Annotated in this window: 18 protein-coding genes; 1 reads left to right on the forward strand and 17 read right to left on the reverse strand. The window is 31.3% G+C overall.

Annotated features, from left to right (window positions below; genetic code table 11):
- Nucleotides 1-7: 7 nt before the first annotated feature.
- From clpX to rpsO, 6 genes are all read right to left on the reverse strand, one after another.
- A complete protein-coding gene (gene clpX / locus PY770_RS05020) occupies nucleotides 8-1,303 on the reverse strand; it encodes an ATP-dependent Clp protease ATP-binding subunit ClpX (protein ID WP_103428436.1) in 1,296 nt (431 codons plus the stop codon).
- 148 nt (nucleotides 1,304-1,451) lie between these two features.
- Nucleotides 1,452-2,759 (reverse strand): trigger factor, encoded by a 1,308-nt coding sequence (tig, locus tag PY770_RS05025; RefSeq protein WP_103428435.1) that lies wholly within the window; start codon nucleotides 2,757-2,759, stop codon nucleotides 1,452-1,454.
- A gap of 151 nt (nucleotides 2,760-2,910) precedes the next feature.
- Nucleotides 2,911-4,098, reverse strand: coding sequence for an elongation factor Tu (gene tuf / locus PY770_RS05030; RefSeq protein ID WP_014082224.1), 1,188 nt, complete (start codon nucleotides 4,096-4,098; stop codon nucleotides 2,911-2,913).
- A 168-nt stretch (nucleotides 4,099-4,266) separates the two neighbouring features.
- Nucleotides 4,267-5,169, reverse strand: a complete 903-nt coding sequence (locus PY770_RS05035) for a hypothetical protein (protein WP_103428434.1) — start codon at nucleotides 5,167-5,169, stop codon at nucleotides 4,267-4,269.
- Between the two features lie 54 nt (nucleotides 5,170-5,223).
- Entirely contained in the window at nucleotides 5,224-6,930 is a 1,707-nt protein-coding gene (locus tag PY770_RS05040; protein ID WP_103428433.1) for a ribonuclease J, read from the reverse strand.
- Nucleotides 6,931-7,087: 157 nt separating this feature from the next.
- On the reverse strand, nucleotides 7,088-7,357 hold the full coding sequence (gene rpsO / locus PY770_RS05045) for a 30S ribosomal protein S15 (RefSeq protein ID WP_014082227.1): 270 nt from the start codon (nucleotides 7,355-7,357) through the stop codon (nucleotides 7,088-7,090).
- 218 nt (nucleotides 7,358-7,575) lie between these two features.
- Between rpsO and rpsT the strand changes: the two genes are divergently transcribed.
- On the forward strand, nucleotides 7,576-7,836 hold the full coding sequence (gene rpsT / locus PY770_RS05050) for a 30S ribosomal protein S20 (RefSeq protein ID WP_056957514.1): 261 nt from the start codon (nucleotides 7,576-7,578) through the stop codon (nucleotides 7,834-7,836).
- 15 nt (nucleotides 7,837-7,851) lie between these two features.
- Here rpsT and holA read toward each other — a convergent pair whose 3' ends face one another.
- The 11 genes from holA to rsmD form a co-directional block, all read right to left on the reverse strand.
- Entirely contained in the window at nucleotides 7,852-8,880 is a 1,029-nt protein-coding gene (gene holA, locus PY770_RS05055) for a DNA polymerase III subunit delta (protein ID WP_103423101.1), read from the reverse strand.
- A complete protein-coding gene (locus PY770_RS05060; protein ID WP_103428432.1) occupies nucleotides 8,867-11,005 on the reverse strand; it encodes a DNA internalization-related competence protein ComEC/Rec2 in 2,139 nt (712 codons plus the stop codon). Before PY770_RS05060 ends, holA begins: the two co-directional genes overlap by 14 nt.
- Nucleotides 11,006-11,124: 119 nt before the next feature.
- On the reverse strand, nucleotides 11,125-11,610 hold the full coding sequence (locus PY770_RS05065; protein WP_103428431.1) for a ComE operon protein 2: 486 nt from the start codon (nucleotides 11,608-11,610) through the stop codon (nucleotides 11,125-11,127).
- Between the two features lie 50 nt (nucleotides 11,611-11,660).
- Complete coding sequence (locus PY770_RS05070) at nucleotides 11,661-12,344, reverse strand: helix-hairpin-helix domain-containing protein (RefSeq protein ID WP_103428430.1); 684 nt, start codon at nucleotides 12,342-12,344, stop codon at nucleotides 11,661-11,663.
- A gap of 278 nt (nucleotides 12,345-12,622) precedes the next feature.
- Complete coding sequence (locus PY770_RS05075) at nucleotides 12,623-12,754, reverse strand: hypothetical protein (RefSeq protein ID WP_263850692.1); 132 nt, start codon at nucleotides 12,752-12,754, stop codon at nucleotides 12,623-12,625.
- A 40-nt stretch (nucleotides 12,755-12,794) separates the two neighbouring features.
- Entirely contained in the window at nucleotides 12,795-13,064 is a 270-nt protein-coding gene (locus PY770_RS05080; RefSeq protein ID WP_103428429.1) for a GNAT family N-acetyltransferase, read from the reverse strand.
- 117 nt (nucleotides 13,065-13,181) lie between these two features.
- The gene (locus PY770_RS05085; RefSeq protein ID WP_014082235.1) at nucleotides 13,182-13,496 is read right to left on the reverse strand and encodes a hypothetical protein; all 315 of its coding nucleotides are present in this window, start codon (nucleotides 13,494-13,496) and stop codon (nucleotides 13,182-13,184) included.
- A 420-nt stretch (nucleotides 13,497-13,916) separates the two neighbouring features.
- A complete protein-coding gene (locus tag PY770_RS05090) occupies nucleotides 13,917-14,408 on the reverse strand; it encodes a glutathione peroxidase (RefSeq protein ID WP_103428428.1) in 492 nt (163 codons plus the stop codon).
- 93 nt (nucleotides 14,409-14,501) lie between these two features.
- Nucleotides 14,502-15,551 (reverse strand): SepM family pheromone-processing serine protease, encoded by a 1,050-nt coding sequence (locus tag PY770_RS05095; protein WP_156843364.1) that lies wholly within the window; start codon nucleotides 15,549-15,551, stop codon nucleotides 14,502-14,504.
- Complete coding sequence (gene coaD, locus PY770_RS05100; protein ID WP_103428427.1) at nucleotides 15,526-16,026, reverse strand: pantetheine-phosphate adenylyltransferase; 501 nt, start codon at nucleotides 16,024-16,026, stop codon at nucleotides 15,526-15,528. Before coaD ends, PY770_RS05095 begins: the two co-directional genes overlap by 26 nt.
- A 9-nt stretch (nucleotides 16,027-16,035) precedes the next feature.
- Nucleotides 16,036-16,590: a 16S rRNA (guanine(966)-N(2))-methyltransferase RsmD gene (rsmD, locus tag PY770_RS05105; RefSeq protein ID WP_056957526.1), complete on the reverse strand. Its 555-nt coding sequence runs from the start codon at nucleotides 16,588-16,590 to the stop codon at nucleotides 16,036-16,038.

Raw genomic sequence — 16,590 nt, forward strand, 5'->3', positions numbered from 1 at the left:
TCGACTCTTATTTAGCACTTTTAACGTCTTTTTTTAAAATTAAACGTGGTTCTTCCTGCTTATTAACAGAAGCTTTAGTAATAATAACCTCAGCTACATCATCTCGACTAGGCAATGAAAACATTACATCTCTCATTACACTTTCGATAATTGAACGTAAACCACGAGCACCAGTATTTCGTTTAATAGCCTGTTGTGCCATCGTTCGAAGAGCAGCTTTATCAAAGGTTAATTTAACCCCTTGAAGAGCTAGGAGCTTTTGATATTGCTTTACTAAAGCATTCTTAGGTTCAGTTAGAATTTTAACTAAATCTTCTTCATCAAGTTTATTTAAAGCAGTTAAGATTGGAAGACGACCAATAAATTCAGGAATCAATCCAAATTTCATTAAATCTTCCGGAATAACTTTTTGCATGATATCATCATCATTTGTAATTACAGTATGAACTGAATCAGTTCCAAACCCAATAGTTTTATTTCCTAAACGTTCACGAATGATATCTTGGATTCCTGGAAAAGCTCCACCTACAATAAAGAGGATGTTTTTTGTATCAATTTTAATGAATTCTTGTTGTGGATTTTTACGTCCACCCTTTGGCGGAACATTTGCAATAGTTCCTTCAAGGATTTTAAGAAGTGATTGTTGAACCCCTTCACCAGAAACATCACGGGTAATTGAAACATTCTCGCCTTTTTTGGCAATTTTATCAATTTCATCAATATAAATAATTCCATGTTCAGCACGTTCAACGTTGAAGTCAGCGTTTTGTAATAATTTTAAGAGAATATTTTCGACATCTTCGCCAACATATCCAGCCTCTGTCAAAGTTGTAGCATCTGCAATTGCAAATGGAACGTTAATAATTTTAGCCAACGTTTGGGCGATATAAGTTTTTCCTGAACCAGTTGGTCCAATCATTGCAATATTGCTTTTTTGAATTTCAGTTTCTGATTCAATAGTCTTATAGATATCTGAATCACCTTCAGTATCTTCTTGATCACGCTTTGCTAATTCTTTAATTCTCATGTAGTGGTTATATACAGCGACTGCTAATGTTTTTTTAGCCTCAGTTTGTCCAATTACATATTGATCTAAACGATCAACGATTTCTTTAGGAGTTAAAACATCAATTTCTTCATCTGCACTTTGGGATTTAATTTCAGTATCCATAATTTGTTCACATAAATCGATACACTCGTTACAAATGTAAACGCCAGGACCAGCAACAATTTTTTTTACTTGGTCTTGGGATTTTCCGCAAAATGAGCATGTAACTGTTTTGTTTGTTTCATCATCAAACATATAAAAAATCTCCTCATTTTTATCTAAGTCATTTTTTCAACTCTCAAAACTATACCACAAAGATTTAATGTTGCAAAAGAGTTGGTTTGAAACAAAAAAGTCCGTAACGATAATCGTTAAACGGACTTTTATTTAAAGTAATTAAACTTTATTTTTCATCAGATGAAGAAGTATTCTTAGAAACTTGTTTTGCGTTGTCAACAACAACAGAAACAGCTTTTTGAATACCAATATCGTGTTTAAGCATATCATCAGATAATGCACCACGAACGGCTTCTTCTTTCATACCATATTGTTTAGCTAAGTCAGCAACTTCAGCATTTACATCATCTTCCGAAGGATTGATTTTTTCAGCTTTAACAATTGCTTCTAACACTAAACTAGTTTTAACACGTTTATCTGCCCCAGCAACGAATTGTTTCTTCAAATCATCCTTTGAAGTACCTGTCATCTTGAAGTACATATCAGCAGGAATACCTTGTTGTTGGATTCCAGCTAAGTATTGATCCATTTGACGTTCAACGTCTTCATCAAGCATAACTTGTGGAATGTCTTTTACAGTTGCATTATTAACAGCAGCATCGATAGCATCATTTTCGATTGTATCGTGAGCAGCTGCTTCTTTTTGTTCTTTTAATTCAGTCTTGATTTTTTCTTTTAATGCTTCAAGAGTATCAACGTCTTCGTCAACATCTTTAGCAAATTCATCATCAAGTTTTGGTAATTGTTTTTCTTTCACTTCGTGAATCTTAGTTTCGAAAAGTGCTTCTTTACCAGCAAGATCTTTTTGTGGATAATCAGCAGGGAAAGTAACCTTAACTTCAACATCATCGCCAGCTTTATGACCAACTAATTGATCTTCAAAACCAGGAATAAATGAACCTGAACCTAATTCAAGAGAGTAGTTGTTAGCTTTTCCACCTTCAAAGTGGTTACCGTCAACTGAACCATCAAAATCAATAATTACTGTATCACCATCTTTAGCAGGACGATCAACTAAAACAAGTTCAGCTTGTGATTGAAGCATTGAATCTAATTTAGCATCAATGTCTTTCTTGTATACGCGAGTGTTTTGTTTTGGAACTTCTACACCTTTATATTCACCTAATTTAACATCTGGTTTAACAGAAACATCAGCCTTAAGTACCCAAGGTTTACCTTTTTCCATTGATTCAACACTAATGTTAGGTTGACCAACTGGATCAATTCCTGCCTCAGCAACTGCTTCAGCGTAAACTTCTGGAAGCATGATGTTTAAAGCATCTTGGTACAATGCTTCTTCACCATACATTTGGTTAAATACTTGGCGTGAAACTTTACCTTTACGGAAGCCAGGTACTTTAATGTTTTTCTTGTTCTTATCAAAGGCTTTATCTAAACCTTCCTTGATTTTATCAAGGTCAATTTTAAAAGTTAATTCACCTTTATTTAATTCTTTTTTTGACCAATCAGCCATTTTAAATTCCTCCAACATGAAAAATAATAAAACTTTTTCAAGTAATTTATATACATCTATTATTCTAACTTATGCACAATAAAATGTAAACATATTCGAAGTAAACAAAAAAGACCAAAGACAAAGTCTTTGATCTTTTTATAGATAAATATTAGTCGTCAATACTTGTAACAGTACCGGCACCAACAGTGTGTCCACCTTCACGAATAGTGAATTTAGTACCTTTTTCGATTGCAACTGGTTTAGTTAACTCAACGTGGAATGTTGTGTTATCACCAGGCATAACCATTTCAGTACCTTTATCTAATTCGATAACACCAGTAACATCAGTGGTATGGAAGTAGAATTGAGGACGGTAGTTTGAGAAGAAAGGAGTATGACGTCCACCTTCTTCTTTACTCATGATATATACTTCAGCAGAGAATTTTTCGTGAGTTTGAACTGAACCAGGTGCAGCAAGCACTTGTCCACGAACAACTTGTTCACGGTTAACACCACGAAGTAAGGCACCAATGTTATCACCGGCTTGACCTTCATCAAGAGTTTTTCTGAACATTTCAATACCAGTAACAGTAGTCTTCAATACGTCTTCAACAAGTCCAACGATTTCAACTTCGTCACCAAGTTTAATAACACCACGTTCGATACGACCTGATGCAACAGTACCACGACCAGTGATAGTAAATACATCTTCGATAGGCATCATGAAAGGTTTGCTTTCGTCACGTTCTGGAGTTGGGATGTATTCATCAACAGTATCCATCAACTTCATGATTTGTTCTTCGGCTTCTTTGTCACCGTTAAGGGCTTTAAGAGCTGAACCACGGATAACTGGTGTGTTGTCACCATCGTAACCGTATTCTGATAATAAATCACGAACTTCCATTTCAACTAAGTCGATAAGTTCTTCATCATCAACCATATCAGTCTTGTTAAGGAAAACAATGATGTAATCAACACCAACTTGTTTAGCTAACAAAATGTGTTCACGTGTTTGTGGCATAGGACCATCAGTTGCGGCAACAACTAAGATGGCACCATCCATTTGAGCAGCACCAGTGATCATGTTTTTAACATAATCGGCATGTCCAGGAGCATCGATATGAGCGTAGTGACGCTTTTCTGTTTCGTATTCGATGTGGGCAGTGTTGATAGTGATACCACGTTCTTTTTCTTCTGGAGCAGCATCGATATCAGCAAAATCTTCAGCCTTAGCTAAACCTCTGTCTGATAAAACTTTTGAAATTGCTGCAGTTAAAGTAGTCTTCCCGTGGTCAATATGGCCAATAGTACCAATATTAACGTGGGGTTTTGTTCTTTCGTAATGTTCTTTTGCCATTATGAAACCCTCCTATTATTTTCGTAAGACGTCCTTTGGAGAAACCCAAAGTATCTTTACTTGTAATTATACTACAATTACTCGAAAAATAAAGTGGTTCTCTCAAAGAATTCACTAACATATTATATAGATTGAAACTAAATTTGTAAACACTAATCGCTAATTTAATTAGTTAACTAGTGTTTGCATGATCGAATCAATCAGACTCAACCATTTTAGCACATCTTTATCAGAAGTTGTTTTTGAAACATCTCCAAACATTTTCTGCATAATTACTTCAACCCACTTGTGGGGCTCAACAACCACTTGATCAATATATGGAAACAAAATTTGCATATCAACTTTAATAATTACTTGTAATTGAGCGGCTTTAATTGGATCTTGCTGTCCAATTGTTTCATTTACCTCTCTTTGAATTTCTTTAAAAGCATTAGTTTGTTCAACATCCGCAACTTCTTTTGGAATTATTTGATGTTTAGCATTATCAATCCAAATAAAATCCACCGGTTCGTCAAATTCCAGCCTCATTAAATTATTTAACAATTGCATTCGCCAAACCGGATTAACATCTGGATCAATCAAACTGATTTTACTTCCTGCTAAATATTGTTTTATTGGAAGCATTTCTGCATCCTTAATCACTTCTCTTTGACGATCTGCTGAAAAAGCTCCTAAATGCATAAATTCTCTTGCATTGCTTGCAATAGAATTTGGCTCCTTCATTTCATATTCTTTTTCACTTTGCTCAATTTCCTCTAATAAATTAATCTTATCTTCATTTTGCAAGCCAGTTGCAATAATTCTCAACTGGAGATAACGATGATTTTTTTCATAAATACGAGTTAGTAATTCAAAGTTTTGCTGCAAAAAAACATCAAAATTATCTTCTACAAATCGGTTTGCACCAACGTATTTCTGGTCCATAAATAACGTTTCACCAAGTAACAAAACTACTTGTTGATCATCTGTTTCATCATACAAATCTAACAAAATATCTGTAGCAGTATTAAAGTCATGGTTTTTAACTTCATCCTTGGCTTTTTTAAATTTTTCTAATTGTTTTTCATTCATTATGACTCCTCTTCATAATTAAAAAGAATTGAGCAAATGCTCAATCCTTTTTAATTAGTTTTTATTATTATTTTTAAATCGACGATGATGTTGATTAACTTCCATAATTACTGGAAGAATCACTGGACGACGATCAGTTTTCTTGTAAAGGAAAGAACTTAACTTTTCACGAACATCTTGTTTTAAATGACTCCAATCAAAATCTTTATTATCAAGATTATTTTGCACCGTTGTTTCAACTAAATCAGATGCTTCTTTTAAAAGAGCCCGATTTGATTGATCATAAACAAAACCACGTGAAGTAACTTTAGATCCTTCAACAATTTCTTTCTTTTTACGGTCAATAGTTACAACCGCAATAAAAACACCATCTTGAGAAAGCACATTTCGATCACGAAGGACAATATTTCCAATATCACCCACTCCAATTCCATCAATCATTGTATCAGAAGCAGAAACAGCTTGAGAAAGGAACATGTCGTCACCATCAAATTGAATTACATCGCCTTTGGCAGGAATAATAATGTGGTCGCTAGGAAAACCAGCATCAATTGCAGCTTCACGTTCAGCTGCTAACTGACGATACTCTCCTTGAACCGGAATTAAGAACTTAGGATTTATCAAACTAATCATCATTTGAATATCACTTCTACTTGCATCACTAGATAAATCAAGTTCTTCATCAATTGATGCCACTGTTCCATCGGCTTTATAAACCATATCTCTAGTTTTTGCCCAAGCATTATCCATTGCACGTAATGGTGACGTAGCCAACAATACTAAATCTCCTGGTTCAATTCTAAGTTTCTTATTACGTTGACTAGCCATTTTTTGAAGTGATAGCATCGCTTCACCTGGTTGTCCAACGTGAAGTATGATTGTTTGATCAGGTTTCAATTTATCTAATTCTTCAATTGATGGAACAAATATTTCTTGATCTGGAAGTTTTAATTTTCCATTTTCTATGGCAGTATCAATCATAAACTTAGATTTTTCATTAGCAACGTAAATCACTCGACCAGTTTTAGCTGCCGCATCAATAATTTCTTGAAGTCTTAAAATGTGACCTGATAAACAAGTAATAATTACTCGTTTATTTTGATAATCAAAATTATCAATTAAAAATTCTTCAACCTTCTTTTCATCAGCCGCCTTAGAGTTATCTTCAGCATTTCTAGCATCACAAAGTAAAGCTAAAACATTTTTATTTGAAACTTCAGAAATTGATGCATAATTAGTCCGATATTGCTCTGGAACGGTTTGATCAAACTTAAAGTCACCAGTGTAAACAACACTACCTTGTTCAGTTGAAATAACAATTCCAACTGCATCTGGGATTGAATGAGTAACTCCAAAGAAGCTAACCGTTCCATCATCAAAAGTTATTTCACTTTTATCATTAATAATATGAAAATCATCAAATTTTTTCGATTGACGATTTTTCTTAACTAATTTTTCCGCAATTTTAATTGAAAGTTCTGTACCAAACACTGGTACATTAAATTCACTAAGAAAATATGGTAATGAACCAATTGAATCAAGATGTCCGGAAGTTAAAAATACTCCAACAATCTTTTCTTTGTTATCCCGAAGATATGAAAAATCAGGGATTACATAGTCAATTCCTAGCATATCATCTAAGGGGAACTTAGAACCACAATCAAGAATGAAAATACTACTTTCATTCACTTCAACAGCAAATAAGTCTTTGCCTTCTTCACGCACACCGCCCAGCGGTATGATTTTAATATTCTTTTTCATTATTTTTACACCTCAATATATTACAGTTACTGTTTTAATTGTTATCAATTATGCACTCGTTCAAAATCTAACATGTAACTTTAGTGTAACATATTTAAGTAAAAAATTGGTTAAAAAAAGGATGAGGCAAAATGCCTCATCCTTTTTAAAGTTAAGATTAACGACGTAATCCTAATTCTTTGATTAATTCACGGTAGCTTTGAACATTTCTCTTACGTAAGTAAGTTAATAAGTTACGACGGTGACCAATTTTTTTCATAAGTCCGCGTTGTGAATGGAAATCCTTTTTGTGTTCTTTCATATGTTCGTTAATTTCGTTGATATCTGCTGTTAAAACTGCGATTTGTACCTCAGTTGAACCAGTATCTCCTTCATGTGTAGCGAACTTTTTGATAATTTCAGTTTTTCTTTCTCTAGTTAAAGCCATTATGCTTTACCACCTTTCAATAAAAATCCCTCAGTTCTGAGTATTACGTCAGTGACTCGTAAAACTAAGAACCAGTTACTTATTAAATATACAACATTCTAAACAAAATTTCAAACAAATCTTAGCTTGTATTGCAATTATAGCTGATATTTTGTATAATTAGGAATGTTAAAACTGTGAAGTTAGGATTAATTTCACTATGTGGAGGTGAAAAAAATATGCCAGTTATTAAATCAGCTATCGAACGTATGAAGACTAACGAAATCGCTCGTAAAAAGAACGCTTCTGAAAAGAATCGTATGAGAACTGCTGTTAAAGAATTTGAAAAAGCTAGTGCTCAAGGTGTCAGTGATCTTGATACTTTCTACCGTAAAGCAGTTGCTGCAATTGATCATTCAAAATCAAAAGGTCTTATTAAGACTAACAGTGCCAATCGTAAGAAGTCTCACTTAGCTAACATCATGAATAAATTATCATAATAAAAAAGAACTCACTTAGTATGAGTTCTTTTTTTGTCCTAATTCTATTGCAAACATTTCGAAAAGTAGTTCCGGATTATCGGTGCTACTTTTTAGTTTACATTCAATTTGAACCAAATGTAGGTAAGCGTCCTTTAAATAATTCAAAGAAAATCTTTGAGTTGATTGCATTGCTAATTTAACTCGATAAGGATGAATTTTTAAAGTTGTCGTCATCATGTTTTGACTATAACTATGTTGCATCAATATCTTAACCTGTAACAATAATCGAAAATGACTCTCTAAAATAGCATTAATTTGAATTGGCTCTTGTTTTTGTTCTAGTAATTGATGATAAAAATGGATTGCTTGAGTCGTTTTACCAGTTACAATGTAATCTACTAGTGCAAAAACATTTTGATCTAATGACTTTGAAACTAACTTATCAATTACTTCAACTGTAATTTCTTTTGAATCTTTACAATAAATGAAAATTTTCTGTAATTCATTCATCATTTTGCTTAAATCACCTAATGTACGTGCATAAAATTCGTTCATTGCATCTGAATTAATCTGATAACCTTGCATTTTTACTTGGTTACGAACAAAATCAATTGTTTCACGTTCAGAAAAATCATTTAATGTAATCATTGAACTTTTAGACTTCAGTTTTTTAACAATTTTTTTTCGTCCATCTAATTTATCATAAGGAGCTAATATAATTAAAACAGTTTCAATCGATGGATTATCCAGATACTGTTCCAATTCTTCAATATTATGTTTAATCTTGCTTTTAGAATGACTACCACTTAAAAAATAGGCATTTTTAATTAAAACTAATCGTTTTTCTCCAAAAAATGGAATCGAGAGAGCATCATTAATTGCCACAGATAATGGGGTTTCTTCCATGTCAAAAGTAGCAAAATTCATAGTTTGCTCTTCTTCTGGAATAATCTTTTTAATTTGTTTCATTACTTCATTTTCCCAATAATCATTTTTCCCTGTGATTAAATAAACAGGTTCTTGATTTTTTGAAATCGTTTTTATTTTATCAATTAAGGTCATTTAAATCCCCCTTCCATTTTGTTGTAAAATAACTTTCAAATCTTGAATAACGATATGAAATCATTCCATCTTTTTGCGTGCTAATTAATTTCACTTGTTCTTTTTTCATTGTGTCTAACGTTTCTTGATTAGGATGTCCATAACGATTATTTCTTCCAGCTGAAATAATTCCAATTTTAGGTTTGATTGCTTGAATAAACTGGGGATCAGAGGCTGTTTTACTTCCGTGATGACCCAATTTTAAAATATCCGTTTTCAAATTAGGGTATTTATCTAAAATTTTTAATTCATCTAGTCGATCTAAATCCCCTGTGAATGTCCAATTCAAATTATTAATTTGGCTATATAATACCATTGAATCTTCATTTTTTCCTAATCCAGCAATAAATGGATGAATAACTTTTAGCGGTGTTCCAAAAATTGTATCTCCATCCCTTACACTAACAAGTTTAAAATTATTAAATGGTTTAATTTTCTTCATAAAATGTTGGTTATGCTCCATACCAAATGGAATATAAACCCTATCAACCTTCATTAATTTCAAAAAAGAAGGTAAATCCCCAATATGATCGGCATCTTGATGGCTTAAACAAATATTATCAATATGATTAATTCCAATGCTTTTTAAATATCTAATTGAAGTATTCGGTGCTAAATAAACATCTTTTTGTCCTTGTTTAACAAAAAAATTAGGTTTACCTCCGGTGTCAATTAAAGTAACTGATTTGTTAAATGGTTCTCTAAGTAAAATACTATCACCTTGACCAACATCAAAAAAGGTTACTTCACCACTAATAGGAAAATGAATAATACAATACATCCCTAAACTAGAGCAAACAATCATAAATAAATATTTTATTTTGGCATTTTCCATGTATAGCAATCCACAAGCAATCATAAAAATCACAAAAATTATCCATGGCTTACCAAATGTAATCTTTCCTGGAAAAGATGATATTAAAGTTGTAAAGTGATCAAAACTCATCAAAAAATAATCAACTAAATTAACGCCAGGCAAATTAAATAAACTCAGACCAAATCCAACTAACACTAATGGAAAAATTACGACAGTAAAGAATGGAATAATCAATAAGTTTGCTAATAATGATAACGCATGCCATTCGTACATATAATAAATAACAATTGGAAAACTAACTAATTCTAATAAAATAGTTCTCTTTAAGTTTCCAACATTTCCTGTATAAATCAATGCTAAAGACAACCCATAGGAAAGTTGACAGCCAAATTCCAATAAAAGCATGGGATTAATTAATAAGTTAATCATCAAAGCTACGGACCAAATGTCTAGTCTAGTAAAATAAAGTTTAAATTTACCAGCTATTAAGCGTTCCTCAATCATTAAGATTGCACGAATTAATCCCACAGCTGAGCCAGCAATTATAGAGTAAAATGGCAATCCAATAATCATTGCCCATTGAACGTGTTCTCGTTTGATATACGACAATGACGCTAGCATTAAAATTAAATCAATCAAAAAATAAACATGCATTCCTGAAATACTAAACAAGTGAATTAATCCAAGTTGCTGAACACCATCCATCTCTTCTTTAAAATCGGTATTTTTATAACCAAACACCAAACTTTGAACATATAATTTCAAGTACTTGGGTAATCTATCAGATAATTCTAGTCCACAAAATCTAAATTGATGAACATTATCAGTTAATGAAGAATTGGTAATTTCAGTTTTACTTTTAAGAGTAGTTATTTTTATTTGACCATAAATTCCTTGCTGACCATAGAACTTTTTTGAATCAAACTGATTAACATTTGGAGCAATTTCTAAAACGGTTAAATCTCCAACTACCTCTAGTTGTGTTTTCTGTTTGATTTTTCTAATTAAATCATTTTCTGCCTGCGTCTTCATTGTTCCAAAGCACAAAACAGATTGTTTTGCTTCAGGTAAATAAGCTAAAACACGAAACTGATTATCATGTATATGTAATTCATCAGGTAAAATATCTATTTTCATTGTTTTAGAAGATTTACTTAAATTTTCAATTATTGTTTGTTTTTGCATTTCAGATCGATAATACATACAAAAAAACAATAATGGAATTAATGTTAATAAAATATTTTTCCAAAAAAATTCTTTAATTTTCAAACAATAAATTCTACATAAAACTAATCCAATTCCAATGATTCCATATAAAATTTGATTTGCAAAAATTAATGATATACATCCCCACAGCAAAGCACTAAATACATAAAAATTCTTTTTAATTATTTATCGAAGGATAAGTATTCACTAAATGGTAAATTATCAACTTGTTCTCTTTCAATTTGAACCTTTTCAACTTTAACGTGTTCCTTTTTTAACAGTGCTTCGGCATATTTACTATTATGATATTCTCGAAGATACTTGATTGTCTTAATCCCAGCTTGCAACAACATTTTTGTACATTGTAAACATGGAAAATCTGTAACGTAAATTTCAGCATCATCAGTCGATTCACCAAATTTTGCACATTGCAAAATTGCATTCATTTCGGCATGAATGGTTCTTTGACAATGTCCATCGACCATATAACAACCTTCATCAATACAATGAACATCACCAGAAACCGACCCATTGTACCCACAAGCAATTACTCGTTTATTGCGAACGAGGACTGACCCGACTGATAAACGCTCACAGGTACTTCTACTAGCCACTAAAATTGCTTGCAACATAAAATATTGGTCCCAAGGAATTCTTTTCTTTTTCATAATTATGCTCCTTCACAATTCGTTAATTACTATAATTATAGCAAATCTAATCAAACTGATACAGATGGCTTTAAATTAGCTACAGTTCTTTCCCCAAATCCTGGCACATTTTTTAAATCATCAACCGACTTGAAAGGACCATTTTGTTTTCGATAATCGATTATTTTTTCGGCCTTTTTTTGTCCAATGCCATTAAGTGTTTGAATTTTAGTAGAATCAGCTTCATTTAAATTAACTTTATCTCCACTAGATTTTGAATCTAATCCGGCATTATCATCGTTATTACTTGATTCAGTACTTCCAAGGTTAGTAACAGGTGTCCCTATAACTTCTCCTTGAATTGGAATATAAAGTATTTCCTGATCGGTTACTTTTTTTGCTAAATTTACATGATTACGATCTGCATAATTATTAAACCCTCCTGCCATTTTTATTAAATCAGTTCCACGCATATTAGTAGATGCTTGATAAACACCTGGATTAATCACAGCTCCTTTTACATCGACAAAAATTTGTTCATGTTGATTTGATTTTACGGCATGCTGATTGATTTCCTTACTACCATTAGATTTTGATTGAACCTGAGTAGTTTGCCCTGATGTAGCAGTTGCTTCAGTATTTTTATTAATAAAACAGTAGGCAACCGTCAATACAATACAAATCAACAAACCAAAAATTATTTGAAATTTATATTCCTCGATTGCTTCTTTAACTTTTCCAATATACTTATCCATCTTTCTCCCCTTTCTTATTATATATACGGAAAAATTGGAAATATACGCAAAAAAATTGATAAACAACTTTGTGTCTATCAATTTTATAAATCATTATTAGGCTTTAAATAATTCAACACGTATGCTTTAATGGAAGGTTGTAATTCACCTAAAAAATTTTGCTCCCATAGTCCTCTTTGAATAATTGCATCTTTTCTTTCATTTTCTTTAAAGCGCTTTAAATATTGTTTCCCTTTAACATTAATACTAGCTTGCCAATAAATATATTCACGTCCATCTTAGTTTCGATTAACTAATTTTGTAACCCCGACAATCCCGCTTCTGTTTCGTTTGCCGATTTTATTATGGCTAGCTTTAGCAGCTGATTTTCTTAAAATCTTCATTTTTTCATTAAGTTCTTCGTTAATCAAAATTTCCGACTCCAATCATTTAAAATCAAGTTTAGCGATATTATTTTAAAAGCAAGTCGTTATATTTATCGGTTCGTGTAAAAAATTGTTTTGCATAGGTACAAACCGGTTCAATCATAAATTGATGTTCTTGAGCATAATTAATAATTTCTAACATTAATTTACCTGCAATTCCACGGCCTCGATATGATGGATCAACGAAAGTATGGTTAATTGATACAACATTATTGTCAATCGTAAAAATCAGTTTCGCAATCACTTTACCATCTTTTTCAGTATAAAAACGGCCGGGCTTATATTCAAATTTCATCTATAAAAAGCTCCTTTCAAATTTAAATATTTATAAAAACAATTTCTTGTCAGCTAAAATACTACCAGATACTACAATAATTATAATTATAATTTTAATTTTTGCTTATCAGCTAAACTAATCGTTGAAACTAATTACAAAAGGCGTTCCTTGATTAGTTATTGGTGCTCTATCTAAAAAATCGTCCCAATCGTAAACGTCATATTCATCTTTAAAATTTAGTTCATTATACCTAATGGTTTGTTCAACTGCATAATTTGTGGAATCTAATTTATCATTTGTTATTGAATAAAATCGAACATTATAAACAAATTTTTTGTTCATATTAGGACTAATTTCATATTTAATCTTAAAATCATCAATCGAAAAAGTACCAGTGATGATTTCGTCACGGTCCTTGGGTTTTTTTAAACTAATATTTTTAATTTTCATAAAACATACCTACCCATTTTTATTTTAATTGTTTGTTAATATAACGTTGCAATTATCATTTGTAACTGTATTGTATACCCAAAAAACATTTTATCGTTTAATTTTTTGAGTTCTTTAAATGTATTAATTTTTTTATTAGTTGCAAATCTTGTGTTGTGGATTATTACAGCTTGTTTGTGGGGAATTGATAAATTGATGAAAAAACCAGCTTATAAAATTGCCTGGTCTGACTGTGGTCAAGTTATTTGTTTTATTGATACAGTGATATTCATCTTTAGTTTCATTTTATACCCAATCATTTTTGTTTTAGGAATATATTTACCTAGTGAGATTTTATTAATTTTATTTATTTTTATTCTAATAACAGCATTTATCGGTGGTGTCATTTGGAAATTTTTAAATAATAATAATTATTTTTTCTTAATCAGTAATGTTCAATGCATCAATAATTTTTGGTTCAATCTTTAATGGAGAAGTTACTGGAGCATAGCGATGAATCAAGTTTCCCTTTTTTTCAATTAAAAATTTAGTATAATTCCATTTTATATTTTTGTGACCAGAAAGTCCTTTTAAATAAGTAAAAAGTGGAGATTCCTCATTTCCGTTTACTTTTATCATTTCTGTCATTGGAAACGTAACCCCATAATGTATCTTACAATATTCATCGATATCTTTACTATCAAGTTCTTGATGAAATTGATTAGAAGGAAAACCAATTACTTCTAGTCCTTTTTGATGATATTTTTTATACAAATATTCAAGATTTTTTAATTGAGGAGCAAGCCCACATTTACTAGCCGTATTTACAACTAAAATAACTTTATTTTTAAATTTAGTAAAATCAATTTCTCGACCATTCATTTCTTTAATTTTAAAATCGTAAATTGAATTTAAAGATTTTATTTCTGCCATTTTACTTTTCTCTTTCTATTTTTTAATGAGTAATGATAATCACATCAAAAATAACACTCTACAAGTTATTTTCCAACTTATAGAGTGTTATTTTTAGTGATTATTCAAATAATTTAGTGCATCTTTAAAGTTTCTAACTGGAACAACTTTCATATGTGGTGCATATTTTTTAGCCGTTTTTTTAGCAACTTGGTAATTAGTTTCTTTTTCGTCTTCCATCGCTAAATTTGCTTTAGTTGGTTTTACATATGGAGCAAAGAAAATTTGTGTTCCACTGTCATTTGCTGCAATAATTTTCTTGTCAATTCCACCAATTTCACCAACTTCACCATTAGGAGCAATCGTCCCTGTTCCTGCAATTTTACTAAACGAATATGACTTTTGTTCAAGTTGACTGTAGATTTGTAAAGCGAACATCAAACCACCTGATGGTCCGCCAATTTCACCAGGATCAACTTTAATACCAGGGTTTGTTTTAACAGTCATATCGTCAGTCATTGTCATTCCAACTCCATTAAATCCAGGGACAATTTCTCGTTTTTGACCCTTTACTTCATGGTTTTTACCATTACGTTTGAATTGAATCGTTAAAGTAGCATTTTTGGGTAAACTTTTAATGTAATTAACATATTCAATACTTTGCTTAAGTCGTTTACCATTAATCGACTCCACTAAATCAGCTGGTTCGAGTTTCCCTTTAAAATCAGAATTAGGCAACAATGATAATACATAAACACCTTGGTAACTTTTAGCTACTTGACGATGGGCATTATGATAACCAACATAAATCGCATTATTTATTGCGGTATTCATGTAAACATTTTGCACATTACTAAACTGTTCATCATTTTGTCCACCAGTAATTGATTTAGTGCTTTCAATTGATAGATGGGGATTAAACTGCTTTTCTAAATATGAAAACGGATGGGCTTGCGAAATTGAAACTGCAGTTATCATAAACTTAGTTTTCTTTAACTTTTGTACATTTTCAATTTTAACCATTGGCTGTAATGAAATTGCTTCACCTGGAGCTTCAACAAGCGCATTTATTGGCCACAAAAATAACCATAAAAGAAATAAGATTGAAACAGTTAAGCATAATAATATTTTATGCTTTTTAATAAATTTTTTTATTTTTTTCATGTTTAACCTTCACTTTCAATGCTGATAAAACTGGTTTAGGAACAAATTTAGAAACATCACCATCAAAACGAATAATTTCTTTTACCATAGATGATGAAATTAATTCATAATCCTTATTAGCAAAAATTAATAGTGTTTCAATTTGGTTATCTAAAAGACTATTCAAATTAGCAATTTCTTTTTCAAAAACAAAATCACGAGAATCACGAGTTCCACGAATAATTAAATTGGTACCTTGACTTTTAACGAAATTAGCAGTTAATCCGCTATATTCAGTAACTGCAACATTTTTGATGTCAAAAACCGACTTTTTAATTAATTCGACTCGTTCCTTATCAGAAAACAAAGTGTTTTTATCTGGATTATTTCCAACCGCAACTACCACTTCATCAAAAATTTGTGCAGCTCTTTTTATAATATCCAAATGACCATTTGTAATTGGATCAAAACTTCCAGGATAAATCACTTTTTTCATATTTAATTCCTATTCTTCTGCTTGATAGATGGTAATTACTGTTAGTCCATAATCTTTTTGTTTAATTAAATCATAATTTGAAACTTGAGACAAATTAGTTTGATTGTCAGTCTCACAAATTACAATTCCTTTGGGATTTAATAAGTTATATTTTTTAATTTCAGCTAACTGCTTAATCATTTGTTGAGCTGCATAAGGCGGGTCTAAAAAAATATAATCAAATTTTTCACCCTTACTTGCTAATTTTTTTAAAGCCTGTTCGGCATCCATTTTTAAAACTTTAAATGAGCTTTGCTCTTCATTAGTTATTTCAATATTTTTTTTAATTGTTTTAAATGCTGCATATTGTCTATCAACTAACACAGCATGCTTCATTCCACGTGAAATTGCTTCAATAGCTACTGCACCAGATCCAGCGAATAAATCTAAAAATGAGCCTTCAGTAAAGTATGGACCAATCATATTGAATAGCGATTCACGCACTTTATCCGTTGTTGGCCGAGTTTTAGTTCCAGGAACTGGAGAAATCTTTCTTCCACCAAATTTACCAGAAATAATTCTCAT

Origin of the sequence: Fructilactobacillus sanfranciscensis (assembly GCF_029023685.1) — a bacterium.
Classification (GTDB): domain Bacteria; phylum Bacillota; class Bacilli; order Lactobacillales; family Lactobacillaceae; genus Fructilactobacillus; species Fructilactobacillus sanfranciscensis.

Coding starts and splice junctions, on each gene's coding strand:
- clpX (WP_103428436.1), bottom strand. CDS start 1,303: ATGTTTGATGATGAAACAAACAAAACAGTTACATGCTCATTTTGCGGA.
- tig (WP_103428435.1), bottom strand. CDS start 2,759: ATGGCTGATTGGTCAAAAAAAGAATTAAATAAAGGTGAATTAACTTTT.
- tuf (WP_014082224.1), bottom strand. CDS start 4,098: ATGGCAAAAGAACATTACGAAAGAACAAAACCCCACGTTAATATTGGT.
- PY770_RS05035 (WP_103428434.1), bottom strand. CDS start 5,169: ATGAATGAAAAACAATTAGAAAAATTTAAAAAAGCCAAGGATGAAGTT.
- PY770_RS05040 (WP_103428433.1), bottom strand. CDS start 6,930: ATGAAAAAGAATATTAAAATCATACCGCTGGGCGGTGTGCGTGAAGAA.
- rpsO (WP_014082227.1), bottom strand. CDS start 7,357: ATGGCTTTAACTAGAGAAAGAAAAACTGAAATTATCAAAAAGTTCGCT.
- rpsT (WP_056957514.1), top strand. CDS start 7,576: ATGCCAGTTATTAAATCAGCTATCGAACGTATGAAGACTAACGAAATC.
- holA (WP_103423101.1), bottom strand. CDS start 8,880: ATGACCTTAATTGATAAAATAAAAACGATTTCAAAAAATCAAGAACCT.
- PY770_RS05065 (WP_103428431.1), bottom strand. CDS start 11,610: ATGAAAAAGAAAAGAATTCCTTGGGACCAATATTTTATGTTGCAAGCA.
- PY770_RS05070 (WP_103428430.1), bottom strand. CDS start 12,344: ATGGATAAGTATATTGGAAAAGTTAAAGAAGCAATCGAGGAATATAAA.
- PY770_RS05080 (WP_103428429.1), bottom strand. CDS start 13,064: ATGAAATTTGAATATAAGCCCGGCCGTTTTTATACTGAAAAAGATGGT.
- PY770_RS05085 (WP_014082235.1), bottom strand. CDS start 13,496: ATGAAAATTAAAAATATTAGTTTAAAAAAACCCAAGGACCGTGACGAA.
- PY770_RS05090 (WP_103428428.1), bottom strand. CDS start 14,408: ATGGCAGAAATAAAATCTTTAAATTCAATTTACGATTTTAAAATTAAA.
- PY770_RS05095 (WP_156843364.1), bottom strand. CDS start 15,551: ATGAAAAAAATAAAAAAATTTATTAAAAAGCATAAAATATTATTATGC.
- coaD (WP_103428427.1), bottom strand. CDS start 16,026: ATGAAAAAAGTGATTTATCCTGGAAGTTTTGATCCAATTACAAATGGT.
- rsmD (WP_056957526.1), bottom strand. CDS start 16,590: ATGAGAATTATTTCTGGTAAATTTGGTGGAAGAAAGATTTCTCCAGTT.